Below are 16817 nucleotides of genomic sequence, written 5' to 3' on the forward strand. Positions count from 1 at the left end.
TTTTATGAGAATCTTGTTCGCGGTATTCATTCAGTATGATTCAGTACTGGCTGTTTTTAATTTGTTCTTATTTCTTAAAGCTTGCGGAGACATGCCGTATATCTGACGAAATATGCGGCTGAAGTACTTAGCGTCATTATAGCCTACCGCATCTGCAATATGTTCTATTTTCTGCTTCGTCTCTAACAATAAAGAATGAGCTGCTGTCACACGGCGCTCGATAATCCAACGATAAAGAGATTTTCCTGTCTCACGTCGTACTAAATCTGTCAAATAAGCTGGAGAATACCCAACTGCATTAGCAACTTCATTGAGTCCGATTGGCTGATGATAATTAGCCTCAACAAAACTAAATACTTGACTAAGTTTGGGACACTGAGGGAATATTGACACAGGATTTGTTTGTTGAGCAGTTTGATCAGGCAGTGATTCTGAAGCTGTCTGGTACTCTGAGTTTAACAGCTGCCGTAAATTTGCTTGTTTTTCTAAACGAGTGGCGATCGCTGTAAGTACTTCGTCAATGGTTGAAGGTTTAGTGAGGTAATCATCTGCGCCTAAATTCATACCTTTGCGTATTTCTGCTGTACTAGCTTTACTAGTCAGAAAAATGAAAGGTATCATTGACGTTTTATTGTTTTGGCGCAGTTGGCTAAGAACACCATAACCATCAAGATGAGGCATTAAAATGTCACAAATTATTAAATCAGGAATTTGTTTCTCAGCTATTTGAACACCCATCAGACCATTTTCCGCGCCAATAACATCAAACCCTTCTTCAGAGAGAGACTCTAGAAACAGGTTTCGACTTTGTACCTCATCTTCTATCACTAAAATTTTACTCATTGCTTTACTCCTAAGTTTATAAGAGAGAATGGGAAACAGGGAATAAGAAATATTCTTTTTTCGCCGTTTGACGGTTAAAGTTTTTATATTAAGGCTGAACTACTGAATTCTAAGGCAAAACAACTGTAAATGTTGTTCCTACGCCCTGTTGACTCTCCACAAAGATTTGACCCCCTTGCATTTCCACTAACTTTTTAACAACTGTCAATCCCAACCCAGTACCTGGTATGTCACCCACATTGTTACTTCGATAAAATGGCTCAAATAACTTATGTAAGTCTGCTCCTGGAATCCCAATTCCTTCATCTTTAACCCGCAAAAAAACTTTTGCCTGCTCATAGCAAAGCTCCAGCTGAACTGTACCACCCAGTGGAGAATACTTAATCGCATTGTTTAAAAGATTAGTTAGTACTGTTCGCATTAGCTTTTGATCTAAACAAACTGTCCGAGGATTACCTCGACTCACAAAGGCAAGGGTGGGTTGATTAGTATTGTTGAATTGTAAATTTGTTAGAATTTCATGACAAAACTGATCTAAATCAAGTTTTTTTGGATCACATTTTAATTTTCCTGCTTCTAACTTACCAATTACCAAATACTCATCTATTAAATATCTGATTTGTTCTACACCAGTTTTAATGTGTTCAAAGTGGGGTTGTCTTTTCTCCTCAGTCCAATGATGGTTATTACGTTGCAGTAAACTAAGAGAGAATGAAATCATATTCAGAGGGCTGCCCAACTCATGAGCAACCATAGAAACAGTTTGGGCTTTCTGCTCTTTAAGTTTTTGTTCTTGTTTGACTTTATTACGAAGTTTTGAAATTTCACATTTTAATTTCTTACTCGCTTTTCGGAGTTTCAATAGTTGATATCTACGTACTGACAATGTGTGTTTCAACACTTCAATTGTAGTTTCTAGGGTCATTTCTTGCTGCTTAAATTTTGTCATATCACGGACACATATGCAGCCATACTCTTTACCAGAGTGCTCTAGATATCTAATACTAATCTCTACAGGAAAACTCCAACCGTGCTGAGTCCGATGTAGAGATTCAAAGATATATGAGCCTTTTTGTTTTATTTTTGTCCAGTAATCCGACCAAGCTATTGGTAAGAAGCTTGGGTTGATGTTGTAGATTGTCGTGGATAGCAATTGCTCACGGGAATAACCAGCTAAGCTACATGCCAAATCGTTGACATACAAAAATTGTGCATTTACATCTACAAAGAAAATAGCGTATGGAACACAATCAAGCACCAACTCAGTAAACTGTAATTCTAACCGTGGTCTAACTTGCTCTAAGGCAGAATCGACTAAATTCATATAACTCCGTGAAGTTAATGATTCAACTACTGTCTCTGAAACGTGTTGACTTTGTGTCACAGGTAATGCTCCTGAACTTAAGTTAATCAGGATCTTCGTTTACTAAGTTAACTTATTTAGTTTAAGATTAAGTTAACTATAAAAACCAGTTCACAAAAGTTATTTTAGCTCAAGTGAACTGAGTTAATGTTAACGTAACAATGTAAAAGACTAGATTTTGGTCAAGACTGCTACGCAAAAAGAAAGTATCTGCGCTCAGCATGATATAAAATTTAATATTTATTTTAGAAATAACTAGTTACCGTACTTAAGACAAAGATTACATTGGTACGGAGTACGCAAGATGTGTAACTAATATTCCTGACTTACTTATTCACAGAGATCATCACATAGTAAATAGGACTTACGCCTTGACAGAAATCATTAGATATGAGGTAGGAATTAATAGCGCCTGAACGAAAGATATTTTCACCTAGGAGGGTATTACCATCCATTGTAGGGGCGCAAGGCCTTGCTACAGGTTTGAAACAACCATTATCCGTTAACGCACATAATATTCGATTTGTATAGTGCGTAAGTCCTAATGTATGTTTAATTTTTCACAAGTACTTAGAATACCATCCCTTTAGGTGATTTGCGAGAAAGAAAATACCTGGGGAGTGCGAGTTTCGACTTCGCTCAACTCACGATCCCTCAGTTGGTTGAGCGAAGTCGAAACCAACTGCGGCGGTATATTTATTCCTGTAAATCACCTTATCTCATATCTTGCACCAATAAAATGATAAATATAAATGCTACCGCGACGATACTGATTGTGTGACTGCATTTAAATCAGCCAGGGATTATAAATCCCTGTCTAAAAGCTAAATTCCTCTAGAAGAGGAATGGAAACGAATGTTTTATAGTTCAATCTTTGATACTTTTGTAGCGTTAATTCAGTATTTATATTTAAAGGTGCAAGATCTGAGTTATGGTCGATGCCTTCTGACTCCTGTCTCCTGACTCATATTTTGATTTTTGAGTATTTTTGGAGTGGATGAATCGAAAAAAAATCCGGTAAGTATCGAAAAAATCTTGATAGTAATTCGCATAATATTCTGGTTAATATACTAATGAAACGAAGCAATCCTGTTTTTTGTAAAAAGAATAATCCAGTTTTATAATCTATTAAATTCAACACAAAAGATTGCTGTTGTTATAGATTTACTGTAAAAAAAAACAGAAAATTAACTGGATGTTCTGCATACAAATTACATTGTAAAACTGAAACAAGAGAAAGAAGAATGAGCGAACAATCACAAGCAAGAACACGCAGAGAGATAGAAGCGCATATTATTGCACAAGCATGGAAAGACAATGCTTACAAGCAAGAGTTGCTCAACAATTCCAAGACCGTTATTGAGCAAGAATTTGGGGTGCAAATTCCAGATGACATCAAAGTAAATGTTTTAGAAGAAAACCCCACTACTTTGTACTTTGTCCTACCAGTGCGCCCTGAAATTTCTGGACAAGAACTGTCTGATGAGCAACTCGAAGCCATTGCTGGTGGTACCACACCTTACGAAGCCTTGAAAAGTGCACTTAGTTTTCTAGCATCACTTATTACCATTGCTACTAGACCCAATTGATTTTCTTATAGGACTCCTACTTGATTTTTGAACGACACGTAGGGTGGGCAGTGCCTACCAAAACTTAGATGTAGTCAGCAAAATACGTTCCTCACTGCCCACCCTACACCACTTAAAATTTTTCATAAATCATTTAGGACTGCTATAGTCTAACCACTTATACCAATTTTTTGTGAAGCTGCACATAATTTTACCCCCCTGTAGTCCCCCCTTGGCAAGGGGGGACGGCGTAGCCGGGGGTCAATATATGGAGCTTCATATAAAAATGGTATTAGCTTTTACTTAAGGAGAAATAAGCCAAATGAGCGAACAATCACAAGCAAGAACACGCAGAGAGATAGAAGCGCATATTATTGCACAAGCATGGAAAGACAATGCTTACAAGCAAGAGTTGCTCAACAATTCTAAAGCTGTAATTGAGAAGGAATTTGAAGTACAAATTCCAGATGACATCAAAGTAAATGTTTTAGAAGAAAACCCCACTACTTTGTACTTCGTTCTACCGATGCGCCCTGAAATTTCTGGACAAGAACTGTCTGATGAGCAACTCGAAGCGATCGCTGGTGGTGGAAATACTGGAGTATACAGTCTTATATTTGCTTCAGCTGCGCTGACTTCAGCAGCAGCAGGATACTTATCCATATCAAAAAATAATTGAGTCTGAAGACTTGTTTATTTTGCAATCGCAATAGGAGAAAAAAAATGAGTGAACAAAACCAACCAAAAACACGTAGAGAAATAGAAGCGCACATCATTGCACAAGCGTGGAAAGATAACGCTTACAAGCAGGAATTGCTGAACAACTCCAAAACTGTAGTTGAGAAAGAATTTGGAGTACAAATTCCAGAAGAAATTAAAGTACAAGTCTTAGAAGAGAACCCCACTAATTTGTACTTTGTTCTACCTATGCGTCCTGAAATTCCTGGACAAGAACTGTCTGATGAGCAACTCGAAGCGATTGCTGGTGGTGTTGATCTAACAACCCCGAAAATTTCCGCAGCAGTTCTTAGTGGTACTATTGCTTATGCGACCTATGCTGTAAGTCTTCGCCTCGGTTAGTCAGCTCCTCCTAGATTCAGACTAATCTTCCTTTAAACATCTCCGAAAATTAATGATGCGTTCCTTGAACTCCTTGCTAAGGGCGAACACCCTACTCTGCGAGAAACCAGAAGCTACGCCCCTACATCAATTTCTGGAGATGTCTTTTGACTGACTGTTAACGGGAGCGATGCGATTTTGTTGGATCTAGTTTTAATTCTCGATAAAAATCGATTTTTCGTTGCGATCGCCACCTAAGACAGGTAATTTTGTACCCTAATGTTGGTGTCATCCCACAAAATCGTACTGCTCCCGTGTTAACTGAGTTCCTTCCCCGTAAAGGAATCATAAAAGTCTCCTCTAGAAAGATTCTGCGGATTTAAATCACCAAAACACGAGTAAGAACAATGAGCGAACAAACACAACCAAAAACACGTGGAGAAATAGAAGCGCATATTATTGCGCAAGCATGGAAAGATAACACTTACAAGCAAGAGTTGCTCAACAATTCTAAAGCTGTAATTGAGAAGGAATTTGGAGTACAAATTCCAGATGAAATCAAAGTAAATATTTTAGAAGAAAACGCCACCAATTTGTACTTCGTTCTACCCATACGCCCTGAAATTTCTGGACAAGAACTGTCTGATGAGCAACTCGAAGCGATCGCTGGTGGCGGGACGGCTGGAGTATTCAGTCTTATATTTGCTTCAGCTGCACTGACTTCAGCAGCAGCAGGATACTTATCCATATCAAAAACTAAGTGAGTCTGAAGACTTGTTTATTTTGCAATCACAATAGGAGAAACAAAAATGAGTGAACAAAACCAACCAAAAACACGTAGAGAAATAGAAGCGCACATCATTGCACAAGCGTGGAAAGATAACGCTTACAAGCAGGAATTGCTGAACAACTCCAAAACTGTAGTTGAGAAGGAATTTGGAGTACAAATTCCAGAAGAAATTAAAGTACAAGTCTTAGAAGAGAACCCCACTAATTTGTACTTTGTCCTACCTATGCGTCCTGAAATTCCTGGACAAGAACTGTCTGATGAGCAACTCGAAGCGATCGCTGGTGGTGTTGATCTAACAACCCCGAAAATTTCCGCAGCAGTTCTTAGTGGTACTATTGCTTATGCCAGCTATGCTGTAAGTCTTCGCTTCCATTAGTCAGAATCAATGGAGGTGGGTATTCATTTGAGTCAAGATAAAGCAGGTTGGTGAAAAATTACCGGATGTACCACCAGTTGAGCATACCTGTATTTGATTGATTCATCTGGCATTTATGCAACACCTGCCTCTATCTTTGTAGGGGTGCAAAACGTTATAACCCCCAATACTGCTCGGATAAGCAGGGGAGGCAGGGGGTGCTCTTGAAGCAGGGGAGGCCAAAATGACCTGAACTGCCTCAATTTCTCCCCCTGCTCAAGACAGCTTGCCTCAACCTAGAAATTCGCGATTCCGAGCAGTATTGTTATAACCCCTACAAAGACAAAACTATTAACTGAGTAATTTGATAAAGAGAATTTTTTGAGGAGGATTTATTGTGAGAAATATTGCTATTTGTGGTCAAAAAATAAGAAATTCCATTTCTGGAAGTAACTTTATTGATACCATAGAAATGAATAATGTCCCTGTATTTTGTGGGTTGGTTCATAGCGAGAATATTGAATTTAATCCAAATGCTCCGGAAAATCGATTTAAAGTTTTAGTAAAGAAGAAAGCCTTTTCTTGTAACTATCGTGATAAAGCTCTTATCTTTAAAATGATGAATTTCGGATTAGACGATTCATTTTATGTTGTCGGATCTGATTTTGTTGGAGAAGTAGTTAATCTTGGTTCAGAAGTTATAAATTTCCAAATTGGCGATAAAGTTATTGGTAATAATGCTTATCCCTATTCAAGCACTTCAGGCTCACTCCCAGGTATACCAAGTAATCACGGCTCAAAAGAGTATCAGGTGCTTCATCAAGAAAAGTTAGTAAAAGTACCTCATGACATGCCTGATGATGTTGCTGCTGCTTTTAGTATTGGAGGACAAACTAGCTACAGTGTGGTTAGAAAGCTAAACCCAACTCCAGGTTCTAACATTTTAGTTACCGCAGCTAAATCCAATACTTCATTGTTTGTGATTAGTGCTTTAAAAAAATATAATGTTAATATTTTTGCAACAACAACCTCATTACTTTTTGAAGAAGAACTGAGAGCAATGGGGATTAAGGAAGTTATTTTACTTGAATCCAAAAACAATAAATTAACGGAGAATAAATTTATTCGAGAATTTGTTGAAAAAAACGGAGGATTCGATTGTGTATTTGATCCATTTTTTGATCTCTACTTAGAAGAAGCGGTTCAAATAATGGCTTTTAATGCTAAATATATCACCTGTGGATTGTACGATCAATACTTCGAATTAATCAATCAGGATCCTCATTTATCTTCTTTAGATTTTAATCGAATCATGAACATCGCTATGGTGAAAAATCTTCAAATCATTGGAAATTGCCTTGGTGATAAAGAGGATTTAGAAAATGCCATCCAGGATTATAGCACAGGAAAATTAAATATACCGATTGACTCTGTATTCACTGGTAATCAGGTTAAGTCTTTTTTTGAAAGAACTTATAATGCGAAAGATAGATTTGGCAAAGTTGTCTATAAATATGATTAATAATAAATATTAAATCAAATGAAAATCATCTCAAAAAAAGCACAAAAATCTTCTCAAACCTCGATTAAAATATCTCAGCCAGATCTGGTAAAGATTGTCGAAAAATCTAGTACACTTTCTGAACGTCTTAGTGAAGAATTTATTCATGATGAGACAGGAAGAGAGGAAAACTTAATTGATGCTCGATTGAAAAAATGGTGCCAGGTTAGTGCTAAGGGTGACGAAACAAAATTTTCTAACCGTTTGATTTGGGATGAACTAGATATTAACAAAGTTCGTCATGCACTAGGTTCTGTTCGATTGAAAAATCAAGAGTATTTACCAAGTTGGGTTGATACATTAAGAGAAGTAATGGAACTTGCTGATTTTTTTGCTCAGCAAATCTTTTCCCAGAGGAATTTACAAAATTTTCAGTATCTAGATCCTGAAAAACCAATAGCTTTTGAAGAAGTTCTATTATCGTTTGTAGAGGTAGCGAAACAGAAACTACTGAAACAAATTGGTTCTAACTATCAACTATTATCAGACAGTGCTCATGCTCAATTAGAGCGTAATTTACTAGAACGTTTAGTGGAGATTTTTAGTTTACCACTAGATTTAGAATTCTCAATTTTCCGCGCTAGTAGAGGCTCTCACTTAACCCTTTTAATTCAACAACTTGGAGGTAATTCCTCTAAAGATCAGTACATAGAATTTGTGCAAACGTTGCTCAGTGATGGTTTACTGTCTTTTTTCAAAGAGTATAGTACACTTGCAAGGTTAGCTGCTACTGCGGTAAATTTCTGGGTAGAAACTGTAGGAGAGTTCTTTTATCGATTATCAGCAGATTACGACCAAATTCAACAAGTTTTTCAACCAGATAAAGAACTTGGACAAGTTGTTGATGTTGAGTTAGGACTTTCTGATCCTCACAAACGTGGACGCTCTGTTATTATCATCAAATTTGCCTCAGACTTAAAAATTGTTTACAAACCTAAGAATTTAGGCTTGGAACAGGCTTACTTTCAATTTCTTACCTGGTTAAACGAGCAAGAAATTACGTTACCTCTAAAGACGCTGAAAATTGTTAATTGCTCTAATCATGGTGGTTGGATAGAATTTGTAAATACATTGCCTTGTGAAGATCAACAAGCAGTAAGTCGCTACTACCAGCGTGCTGGGATGCTCCTGTGCATTGTTTATGCATTACGAGGTACAGATTGTCATTGTGAAAACTTGATTGCTTGTGGAGAACAGCCGGTTCTTATAGATGTAGAGACGCTTTTACACCATCAAGCTTGGACACCAAAAGACGATCCTGACGCTCAATCAAAAGCTAATGAAAGAATGTTAGATTCTGTCGTATCTACTGCGCTTTTACCGGGAGTTTATGCTTCCGTTTACCAGCAGACTCAAGGAGTAGTCTTTGATTTCGGTGGGTTGGGAAATTTTGGTGAAGATAATAGCTCAGTGAAAGCGATGAAATGGGGGGACATTAATACAGATGGAATGAGGTTAGTACAAGGAGAGGTTGAGTTACCACTGAAAAAAAATCAGCCTTTTGGAGAAGGAATTGATACATTGCTCAACCACCATGTTCAAGATCTTGTTGCTGGGTTTGAGCAAATGTATAAGTTTTTCGTAGAACGCAGAGAAGATCTTTTATCACCTGACAGTCCTCTAACTGCTTTTAGCTCTCAGGAAGTACGTCTTGTGCTTCGTAACACTAGCGTTTACGATGCATTTTTACGCAATTCTTTGAGTTGTGAATGTCTTCGGTATGGTGTAGAACGCAGTATTGAGTTAGATATTCTTACTAGAGCTTTTCTTACTTCAGATGAAAAACCTCCTTTTTGGAGAATGGGAGCTTCAGAAAAGAAAGCTATAGAACAATTAGACATTCCTTACATCAGCGCTTATTCAGATAGTGATACTGTCACCATCAACTCAGAGGATATTCTCGAAAACTTTCTGAATAAACCAAGTTACGAAGACGTCATCTCCCGACTGCAACATTTCAACGATGATGATCTAGCCACACAGGTTAGTATTATTCAAGGTTCACTCTACTCAGATAGGTTAGAGGAAGCTCCCAATGTACTAACCTTGGATAGTAGTCGTGAGGTGATTACCAGCGAGGCTGTATGTTTCAGTGAGACAGCTATTTTACAGCAAGCGATCGCCATCGGACAAGAATTGGAGAAACGAGCCATTTGTGGTAGTAATAATAGCGTAGCCTGGGTTGGGATGCAATACAATTCTGAGGCACAGCGATTTCAACTGCGACCTCTAGAATATGGGTTAGATAATGGCTATTGTGGAATATCAGTGTTTCTAGCAGCACTCGCATCTGTCACAGGGAGAGACGAATACAGGGATTTAGCATTAGGAGCGTTGCAAACTCTACGCAAGACATTGCAAGAGCAAGATATTACGAAAAAGCTCAAAGAGGCTATAGTTATTAGTGGTGCAAAGGGATTAGCCTCTGTTGCTTATACTTTCGTTCGGGTTTCCCAATTTTTAGGAGAAGCACAGCTCATTGAAGATGCTAAGCGAGTTACTTCTTGGATTACAGTAAATGAAGCTACTGTTCAACAAGGATTAGGGATTCTCGATGGTGCAGCGGGTAATATCCTCAGCTTATTAGCTGTGTATAAAGCAACGCAAGAACCTGAAATTTTAATGAAGGCTGTTGCTTGGGGTGAGCATTTATTAGACAAGCTCGTCACCACAGATAAAGGCGATCGCATCTGGATAAACTCAAAAGGAAAACCACTAACAGGCTTTTCTCACGGAATAGCTGGTATCGCCTACGCCTTAATACAATTGTACACAGCTACTAAAAATCCCGTGTTTCTGTCAGTAGCAGAAGAAACTATTAGCTATGAGCAAAGTTTGATTGCTACTAACAATTGGTCAGAAAGAGAATCAATTGGCATTGATAGCGAGATGATTTCTGCTCTAACAAGTTGGTGTTATGGGATACCTGGTATTGTTTTAGCTCGATTAGGAAGCTTAAGCATATTAGATACAGAGGAAATTCGTCAAGCAATTGAAATAGCTTTGCCTCAAATTTATCAGTCTGGCTTACAAGGATTCGATAATCTTGCCTGTGGTAACTTAAGTCGTGTTGAACTTCTGTTGGTAGCTGCAAAACACCTTTCACGTCCAGAATTACTGGAAATAGCTCGTCAACAAACAGTTCTAATCTTAGATAGAGCGAAGCAAACTGGTTCTTTTCAACTTCTTCCTAACTTACCAGCAGAACTTTACCATCCTAACTTTTGTCAAGGAACTGCGGGCATTGGCTATGAACTGTTGAGATTACTCTACCCCAACAAATTACCTTCTATATTGCTCTGGCAATAATGTCATATCTATGAGCCAACCTTAAACAGACTTGTATGCAGGTTTTTTCTGCATACATTTTTTTATGAGCCTCATTCCCTAGCACTTTCTTTTAACTTTGTGAGAAATGTAACTAGAACTATTTCACACCTATCATAAATAAATATATTAAGATAGCACCTATTAATCGAAAGTTTTTTACCTCTTTTTTCTTATTTAATTAGTTATTATTTTTGTAGTGAATTAAGTAGATTTCACGCAGCAAATAAAAAGCAGACAATTACTTAATCAGGAGAAAAAAATGAGTCAAGTAACCGAACAAAATATCGAGAAAGACAAAACTCGTAAAGATTTTGAAGCAGTAATTATTGCTAAAGCATGGAAAGATGAAGCTTATAAGCAAGAATTACTAAGCAACCCCAAGGCAGTAATTGAGCGCGAGTTTGGTGTTGAATTACCAGCAGAATTACAGGTGAATATCAAAGTAGAAGACCCCAATAACCTTTACTTTGTACTCCCAACAAAGCCTGATTTCTCAAATGTAGAACTCACAGATGAACAACTGGAGGCTGCTGCTGGTGGTGGAGCGAGTGCAGTTTTTTCGATATTGTCTGCTGCTACCATATTTATACATTTCCACTAATGAAGAATTTCAGATAAATTCAGATAAGAACTCCTTGTGTTAAGATGTATGACTTGTAGTCGTTGAGTGTGCAAAACCAGCCTTGCATACTTGATCTACAAGTCTTTTTTTTATTCATCTTCAGCTTAACTCATATCTTGCACCAATAAAATGATAAATATAAATGCTACCGCGACGGTACTGATTGTGTGACTGCATTTAAATCAGCCAGGGATTATAAATCCCTGTCTAAAAGCTAAATTCCTCTAGAAGAGGAATGGAAACGAATGTTTTATAGTTCAATCTTCGATAATTTTGTGGCGTTAATTCAGTATTTATATTTAAAGAGATCTGAGTTAAGGCAGAGATTAGAAGTTAGAAGGTATCGAAAAATTTTTAAAAGATGAAAAAATATAAAATAAACACCTGAACATCGAAATATTTTGACTAACATTTTCTTTTTAAAGTAGTTATTATTATAGTGAATCAAGCAGATTTCACTTGACTGATAAAAGACAATTAAATCAAGTACTTCAATCAAATATGATTGCATTTACTAACCATTTGTTAAGTAGAATTCTATACGAACAGGTTCGATTTTCAATCCAAATCATTTAATCTAAAAAGAAAAAAACATGAGTCAAGTAACCGAACAAAATAGCGAGAAAGAAAAAACTCGTAAAGATTTTGAAGCCACAATTATTGCTAAAGCATGGAAAGATGAAGCTTATAAGCAAGAGTTGCTCAGCAACCCCAAAGCAGTAATTGGGCGCGAGTTTGGTGTTGAATTTTCAGAAGAAGTACAAGTGAATATCAAAGTAGAAGACCCCAACAACCTTTACTTTGTACTCCCAACAGAGCCTGATTTCTCAAATGTAGAACTTACACATGAACAGTTAGAGGCTGCTGCTGGTGGTCGTCTAAACTTTATACCTCTACCTTTCAGCTACATTCTAGCCAATAAATAAGGACTCCTTGTATTAAGATTCATGATTTGTAGATCATTAAGTGTGCAAAATCTCCAAAGCTTTGCATACCTAATCTACAAATCTTTTTTCTTATGTACCTCCGGTACAAGAAAACTCTAAAAATACTGCTATTAATGAACGAATACCGATTTTTTTGAATTTTTCACTAGTTTTTTTATTTAAATCGTTAGTATTTATAGATGAATGGATGGAACTTAAGACCAGTTAAACAGTTTTGGGCGATCGCAAAACTTTATTGGTTGGGCAATGAAAAACGAGGATCGCTAGTTTTACTTGTATTTCTAGCCTTTCTTTTATTTGCTAATACTCAAATCAAGGTATTATTAAATAATGTGCAGGGAGACTTGATTTCTGCACTTTCTGCTCATGATAAATTACGGTTTTCACACGATATATTAGTTGCTTTTCTGGGGATATTCATCTTTGCATTTCTCAATTCTGGTTATGGCTATTTGCGAGAGGTTATAGGTGTTTATTGGCGACGGTCGTTGACCGATTATTTACTCAATCAATATTTTAAAAATCGTGCTTTTTATGATATACACAATTTTTGTAAAGAGATTGATAACCCAGACCAACGTATTTCTGAAGATGTGTCTAGCTTCTGCCAGCAGTCTGTTCAGTTTCTGGTTAATTGTCTAGAATCTGTTTTTGTGGTTATTACATTTAGTTTCATTCTTTGGTCGATTTCCAAAAGTTTAGTTATTGCTCTGGTGGTTTACTCTATATTAGCTTACGTTATCACTATTGGGTTTTATGGCAAAAAGCTAACAATACTGAATTTTGAACAAATCAGAAAAGAAGCCAACTTTCGCTTTGGATTAGTTCGTGTCAGAGAAAATGCAGAATCCATAGCTTTTTATAACGGTATTTTTCAGGAATCAAATAAAATTAAATTTCTCTTCGATGAAGTATTTCAGAATTTAAAGCGATTAATATTATGGACAGAGGTTTATTTAAATCTATTTAAGAATCAATTTGGGTATTTACCTTGGATCATACCAGCATTGATTCTAGGTAATCAAATTCTTTCAGGTGAAATTGAAGTAGGCAAAGTAACTGAAGCAGGAGGGGCTTTTGGGGAAGTAGCTTTTTCTGCAAATTTGATTATGCATCAATTTGAGAAATTTACAAAGTTTGCTGCTTCAATCAATCGTCTATACATCTTTTTAGATTATCTCAAAAAACCAATAAAAGTAATTGAGAATACTAATATCATTAATATTGTTAAAGGTGACCGTTTAGCTTTTGAAAATTTAACAATCCAGACTCCTAATTATGAAAAAACTCTATTAAAAAATATTTCCTTAGTACTTCAATCTGGGCAAGGATTATTAATTATGGGAGATAGTGGTTGTGGTAAAAGTTCTCTATTGCGTACCTTAGCTGGGTTATGGAATTCAGGAAAGGGCGTGATTTTTCGTCCGGACTTAGAAGAAATGCTATTTTTACCCCAGCGCCCTTACATGATATTAGGAACTTTACGAGAGCAGTTACTTTATCCTTATGGCAAGGGTGATTTGAGCGACAAAGAACTTTACGCAGTACTTAAAAAAGTTAATTTGTCAAGCTTACCAGAAAGATTTGGGGGTTTGGATATAGAGAAAGATTGGAGTGATGTTCTTTCTCTGGGAGAACAACAGAGATTAGCTTTTGCTCGAATTTTAGTTACACAGCCCAAATATGTAATTTTAGATGAAGCAACCAGTGCTTTAGACGTAAACAATGAAGAACATCTTTATAATCTTCTGCTAGAAACACAAACAACCTTTATTAGTATCGGACATCGTCCTACTCTGAAGCAATATCATCAAATATTTTTTAATCTTGATAGTGTTCACCGATCCAGTGAGCTAAGTTAATCATTTTGGCTAATCTACTTAATACTCAACAAAGAATAAAGATATAAAAAAAATCCCTAATAATCGAAAATTTTTAACTATCATTCTATTATTTATATTGTTATTCTTATAGTGTAAAGAGCAGATTTCACTTAACTAATCTAAGACGAAAATAATTTAATTACCAATTAAATATAATTGGAATTACTAGAAGTTAGTTAAGTAGAATTCTATACAGTTAGGTTCAAATTTCAATCCAAATCATTCAATCTAGAAGGACAAAAACATGAGTCAAGTAACCGAACAAAATAGCGAGAAAGACAAAACTCGTAAAGATTTTGAAGCCACAATTATTGCTAAAGCATGGAAAGATGAAGCTTATAAGCAAGAATTGTTAAGCAACCCCAAAGCAGTAATTGAGCGCGAGTTTGGTGTTACATTTCCAGCAGAAGTACAGGTCAATGTAAAAGTAGAAGATCCCAATAACCTTTACTTTGTACTCCCAACAGAGCCTAATTTCTCAAATTTGGAAGTAGAACTCACACATGAACAGTTAGAGGCTGCTGCTGGTGGTGGTCTGGTCTTTATACCTTTCAAATACGTCTTCGTCGTAGTTAACTAAAGAAGAATTTCAATCGAAATCATCGAATCTAGAAGGACAAAAACATGAGCCAAGTAACTGAAGAAAATATTGAGAAAGGCAAAAATCGTAAAGATTTTGAAGCCACAATTATTGCTAAAGCATGGAAAGATGAGGCTTATAAGCAAGAATTGCTAAGCAATCCCAAAGCAGTAATTGAGCGCGAGTTTGGTGTTGAATTACCAGAAGAATTACAGGTGAATATCAAAGTAGAAGACCCCAATAACCTTTACTTTGTACTCCCAACAAAGCCTGATTTCTCAAAAGTAGAACTCACAGATGAACAGCTAGAAGCTGCTGCTGGTGGTACGCTGAGTGCAGTGGTTGGTCTATTCACTGTTAGCACCGTATTTCTACATGTCCACTAATGAAGAATTTCCAACAAATTTAGATAAGCACTCTTTGTATTAAAGTGTATGACTTGTAGTTCTTGAGTGTGCAAAACCTCCAAGGCCTTGCATACTTAATCTACAAGTCTGTTTTTTTATCAACCTTTGGTGCAGCGCAGGAATTAGCAGTCAGAAGGTATATAATACCAAAAAGAAAACCCTAAAAATACTGCTATCAATTTACAAAAATATTGCCCACATAATAGAGATTTATCCATATTATCATTCAAGTAGCAACTCATTAGGCATAAATCATGGCTACAAATTTTGAAACATTTGATTTTCAAGAAATTGAACAGTGCATCAAGAATAAAGCTAGCATTGATCCTGCTTATAAGCAAAGGTTATTAAATAATCCCAAAGCAGTTATCTCTGAAGAGCTTGGTCAACAATTACCTCCTGATCTAACAATTCAGGTGCTACAGCAAACTCCTAATCATCTCTATTTATTGTTACCATACCAGGAATTAATACAAGACGAATTAGCAGAAGATGAATTAACAGAAGATGAATTAGCAAGCGTAATTGGTGGGATTAAAGATTAAATGGTTTAAATAGCAAGTGTGCAGAAAGTGCTGACCTATTGTAAGAATTCAGAAGAAGCCAGTGCTTTGAAGAACCAGTTCTGCAGACGGGTTTACTGACATAGAAATGTGGTTGTCAGCATTTAGAATTGAGCATGTATAGGAGCTTTACGGGTAACTCAGATCTTGCACCTTTAAATATAAATACTGAATTAACGCCACAAAGGTATCAAAGATTGAACTATAAAACATTCGTTTCCATTCCTCTTATAGAGGAATTTAGCTCTTAGACAGGGATTTATAATCCCTGGCTGATTTAAATGCAGTCACACAATCAGTATCGTCCCGGTAGCATTTATATTTATCATTTTATTGGTGCAAGATATGAGGTAAGGTAATGCTTCTGACGTTGAAGGGCGCTACCTAGTACTAGTCGCCTATCTTTCTGCAACGCAGGATTCACTGTCCACCGCACTGGCTCCAGCAACTCCTTTCGCAATAAAAATTTTCTTCCCTAAATCTAAAATTATTGGGTTTTGTATTTGCTGTTTTGGCAGTATTGTAAAACTAGTGCAGCGCGGCGTAAATAAGCATACCATCCAAAATCTCTGAAAAGCCTACGCTGTATTCCTAACAGAATTTTGAATTCCGCCTTGCGGTACTAGTTTAGTTAAATCGTGATTCAAAAAAGGGAAAAATACTAATAATGAATGAACAAGAAAATGACACTATCTATTTAGTTGTAGTCAACCACGAAGAACAATACTCAATTTGGCCGAAATGGAAAAAACAGATACCAACCGGGTGGAAATCTGTTGGCAAAGAAGGGTTGAAAGAAGAATGTTTGACTTACATTGAAGATGTATGGAAAGATATGCGACCTCTTAGCTTACGTAAAGCTATGATGGAAAATGATAAAACAGCGTTCAATAATTAACATTCCTCGGTTAGAAACATTGTTCTTGGCTGACGCAGAGTGAAATTT

17 protein-coding genes are annotated in these 16817 nt (G+C 36.6%); 14 read left to right on the top strand and 3 right to left on the bottom strand.

Going from position 1 to position 16817, the window contains the following annotated elements:
- Positions 1 to 30: 30 nt before the first annotated feature.
- Together G4P69_RS07995 and G4P69_RS08000 are read right to left on the bottom strand one after the other, a co-directional pair.
- Positions 31 to 843 (bottom strand): response regulator transcription factor, encoded by an 813-nt coding sequence (locus G4P69_RS07995; RefSeq protein ID WP_208349183.1) that lies wholly within the window; start codon positions 841 to 843, stop codon positions 31 to 33.
- Between the two features lie 109 nt (positions 844 to 952).
- Positions 953 to 2227, bottom strand: coding sequence for a sensor histidine kinase (locus G4P69_RS08000; protein WP_208349186.1), 1275 nt, complete (start codon positions 2225 to 2227; stop codon positions 953 to 955).
- A 1223-nt stretch (positions 2228 to 3450) separates the two neighbouring features.
- Here G4P69_RS08000 and G4P69_RS08005 point away from each other — a divergent pair.
- From G4P69_RS08005 to G4P69_RS08015, 3 genes are all read left to right on the top strand, one after another.
- On the top strand, positions 3451 to 3795 hold the full coding sequence (locus G4P69_RS08005) for an NHLP leader peptide family RiPP precursor (protein ID WP_208349190.1): 345 nt from the start codon (positions 3451 to 3453) through the stop codon (positions 3793 to 3795).
- 301 nt (positions 3796 to 4096) lie between these two features.
- Positions 4097 to 4453 (top strand): NHLP leader peptide family RiPP precursor, encoded by a 357-nt coding sequence (locus tag G4P69_RS08010; RefSeq protein WP_208349199.1) that lies wholly within the window; start codon positions 4097 to 4099, stop codon positions 4451 to 4453.
- A 44-nt stretch (positions 4454 to 4497) separates the two neighbouring features.
- Entirely contained in the window at positions 4498 to 4854 is a 357-nt protein-coding gene (locus G4P69_RS08015) for an NHLP leader peptide family RiPP precursor (RefSeq protein ID WP_208349209.1), read from the top strand.
- 157 nt (positions 4855 to 5011) lie between these two features.
- Here the strand turns inward: G4P69_RS08015 and G4P69_RS08020 are convergent, their stop codons facing one another.
- A complete protein-coding gene (locus tag G4P69_RS08020; protein ID WP_208349211.1) occupies positions 5012 to 5182 on the bottom strand; it encodes a hypothetical protein in 171 nt (56 codons plus the stop codon).
- A gap of 58 nt (positions 5183 to 5240) precedes the next feature.
- Here G4P69_RS08020 and G4P69_RS08025 point away from each other — a divergent pair, with 58 nt between their 5' ends.
- From G4P69_RS08025 to G4P69_RS08075, 11 genes are all read left to right on the top strand, one after another.
- Positions 5241 to 5597 (top strand): NHLP leader peptide family RiPP precursor, encoded by a 357-nt coding sequence (locus tag G4P69_RS08025; RefSeq protein ID WP_208349218.1) that lies wholly within the window; start codon positions 5241 to 5243, stop codon positions 5595 to 5597.
- Positions 5598 to 5642: 45 nt separating this feature from the next.
- The gene (locus G4P69_RS08030; RefSeq protein WP_208346022.1) at positions 5643 to 5999 is read left to right on the top strand and encodes an NHLP leader peptide family RiPP precursor; all 357 of its coding nucleotides are present in this window, start codon (positions 5643 to 5645) and stop codon (positions 5997 to 5999) included.
- Between the two features lie 376 nt (positions 6000 to 6375).
- Entirely contained in the window at positions 6376 to 7500 is a 1125-nt protein-coding gene (locus tag G4P69_RS08035; protein WP_310834045.1) for a quinone oxidoreductase family protein, read from the top strand.
- 18 nt (positions 7501 to 7518) lie between these two features.
- Positions 7519 to 10848: a type 2 lanthipeptide synthetase LanM family protein gene (locus G4P69_RS08040; RefSeq protein ID WP_243902909.1), complete on the top strand. Its 3330-nt coding sequence runs from the start codon at positions 7519 to 7521 to the stop codon at positions 10846 to 10848.
- 280 nt (positions 10849 to 11128) lie between these two features.
- Complete coding sequence (locus tag G4P69_RS08045; RefSeq protein WP_208346750.1) at positions 11129 to 11470, top strand: NHLP leader peptide family RiPP precursor; 342 nt, start codon at positions 11129 to 11131, stop codon at positions 11468 to 11470.
- A gap of 614 nt (positions 11471 to 12084) precedes the next feature.
- Positions 12085 to 12417 (top strand): NHLP leader peptide family RiPP precursor, encoded by a 333-nt coding sequence (locus G4P69_RS08050; protein ID WP_208349231.1) that lies wholly within the window; start codon positions 12085 to 12087, stop codon positions 12415 to 12417.
- A gap of 200 nt (positions 12418 to 12617) precedes the next feature.
- The gene (locus G4P69_RS08055; RefSeq protein ID WP_208349234.1) at positions 12618 to 14300 is read left to right on the top strand and encodes an ABC transporter ATP-binding protein/permease; all 1683 of its coding nucleotides are present in this window, start codon (positions 12618 to 12620) and stop codon (positions 14298 to 14300) included.
- 265 nt (positions 14301 to 14565) lie between these two features.
- Entirely contained in the window at positions 14566 to 14901 is a 336-nt protein-coding gene (locus G4P69_RS08060; RefSeq protein ID WP_208349243.1) for an NHLP leader peptide family RiPP precursor, read from the top strand.
- Positions 14902 to 14945: 44 nt separating this feature from the next.
- Complete coding sequence (locus G4P69_RS08065) at positions 14946 to 15287, top strand: NHLP leader peptide family RiPP precursor (RefSeq protein WP_208349252.1); 342 nt, start codon at positions 14946 to 14948, stop codon at positions 15285 to 15287.
- A 275-nt stretch (positions 15288 to 15562) separates the two neighbouring features.
- Positions 15563 to 15853, top strand: coding sequence for an NHLP leader peptide family RiPP precursor (locus tag G4P69_RS08070; RefSeq protein WP_208349259.1), 291 nt, complete (start codon positions 15563 to 15565; stop codon positions 15851 to 15853).
- 685 nt (positions 15854 to 16538) lie between these two features.
- Positions 16539 to 16769 carry an MbtH family protein gene (locus tag G4P69_RS08075; protein WP_208349267.1) on the top strand — a complete coding sequence of 77 codons (231 nt, stop codon included), beginning with the start codon at positions 16539 to 16541 and terminating at the stop codon, positions 16767 to 16769.
- The last annotated feature ends 48 nt before the right edge of the window (positions 16770 to 16817 follow it).

Origin of the sequence: Aetokthonos hydrillicola CCALA 1050, from assembly GCF_017591665.1 — a bacterium.
GTDB classification, from domain to species: domain Bacteria; phylum Cyanobacteriota; class Cyanobacteriia; order Cyanobacteriales; family Nostocaceae; genus Aetokthonos; species Aetokthonos hydrillicola.

Coding starts and splice junctions, on each gene's coding strand:
- G4P69_RS08005 (WP_208349190.1), top strand. CDS start 3,451: ATGAGCGAACAATCACAAGCAAGAACACGCAGAGAGATAGAAGCGCAT.
- G4P69_RS08075 (WP_208349267.1), top strand. CDS start 16,539: ATGAATGAACAAGAAAATGACACTATCTATTTAGTTGTAGTCAACCAC.
- G4P69_RS08050 (WP_208349231.1), top strand. CDS start 12,085: ATGAGTCAAGTAACCGAACAAAATAGCGAGAAAGAAAAAACTCGTAAA.
- G4P69_RS08025 (WP_208349218.1), top strand. CDS start 5,241: ATGAGCGAACAAACACAACCAAAAACACGTGGAGAAATAGAAGCGCAT.
- G4P69_RS08060 (WP_208349243.1), top strand. CDS start 14,566: ATGAGTCAAGTAACCGAACAAAATAGCGAGAAAGACAAAACTCGTAAA.
- G4P69_RS07995 (WP_208349183.1), bottom strand. CDS start 843: ATGAGTAAAATTTTAGTGATAGAAGATGAGGTACAAAGTCGAAACCTG.
- G4P69_RS08065 (WP_208349252.1), top strand. CDS start 14,946: ATGAGCCAAGTAACTGAAGAAAATATTGAGAAAGGCAAAAATCGTAAA.
- G4P69_RS08020 (WP_208349211.1), bottom strand. CDS start 5,182: ATGATTCCTTTACGGGGAAGGAACTCAGTTAACACGGGAGCAGTACGA.
- G4P69_RS08010 (WP_208349199.1), top strand. CDS start 4,097: ATGAGCGAACAATCACAAGCAAGAACACGCAGAGAGATAGAAGCGCAT.
- G4P69_RS08030 (WP_208346022.1), top strand. CDS start 5,643: ATGAGTGAACAAAACCAACCAAAAACACGTAGAGAAATAGAAGCGCAC.
- G4P69_RS08055 (WP_208349234.1), top strand. CDS start 12,618: ATGAATGGATGGAACTTAAGACCAGTTAAACAGTTTTGGGCGATCGCA.
- G4P69_RS08040 (WP_243902909.1), top strand. CDS start 7,519: ATGAAAATCATCTCAAAAAAAGCACAAAAATCTTCTCAAACCTCGATT.
- G4P69_RS08070 (WP_208349259.1), top strand. CDS start 15,563: ATGGCTACAAATTTTGAAACATTTGATTTTCAAGAAATTGAACAGTGC.
- G4P69_RS08045 (WP_208346750.1), top strand. CDS start 11,129: ATGAGTCAAGTAACCGAACAAAATATCGAGAAAGACAAAACTCGTAAA.
- G4P69_RS08015 (WP_208349209.1), top strand. CDS start 4,498: ATGAGTGAACAAAACCAACCAAAAACACGTAGAGAAATAGAAGCGCAC.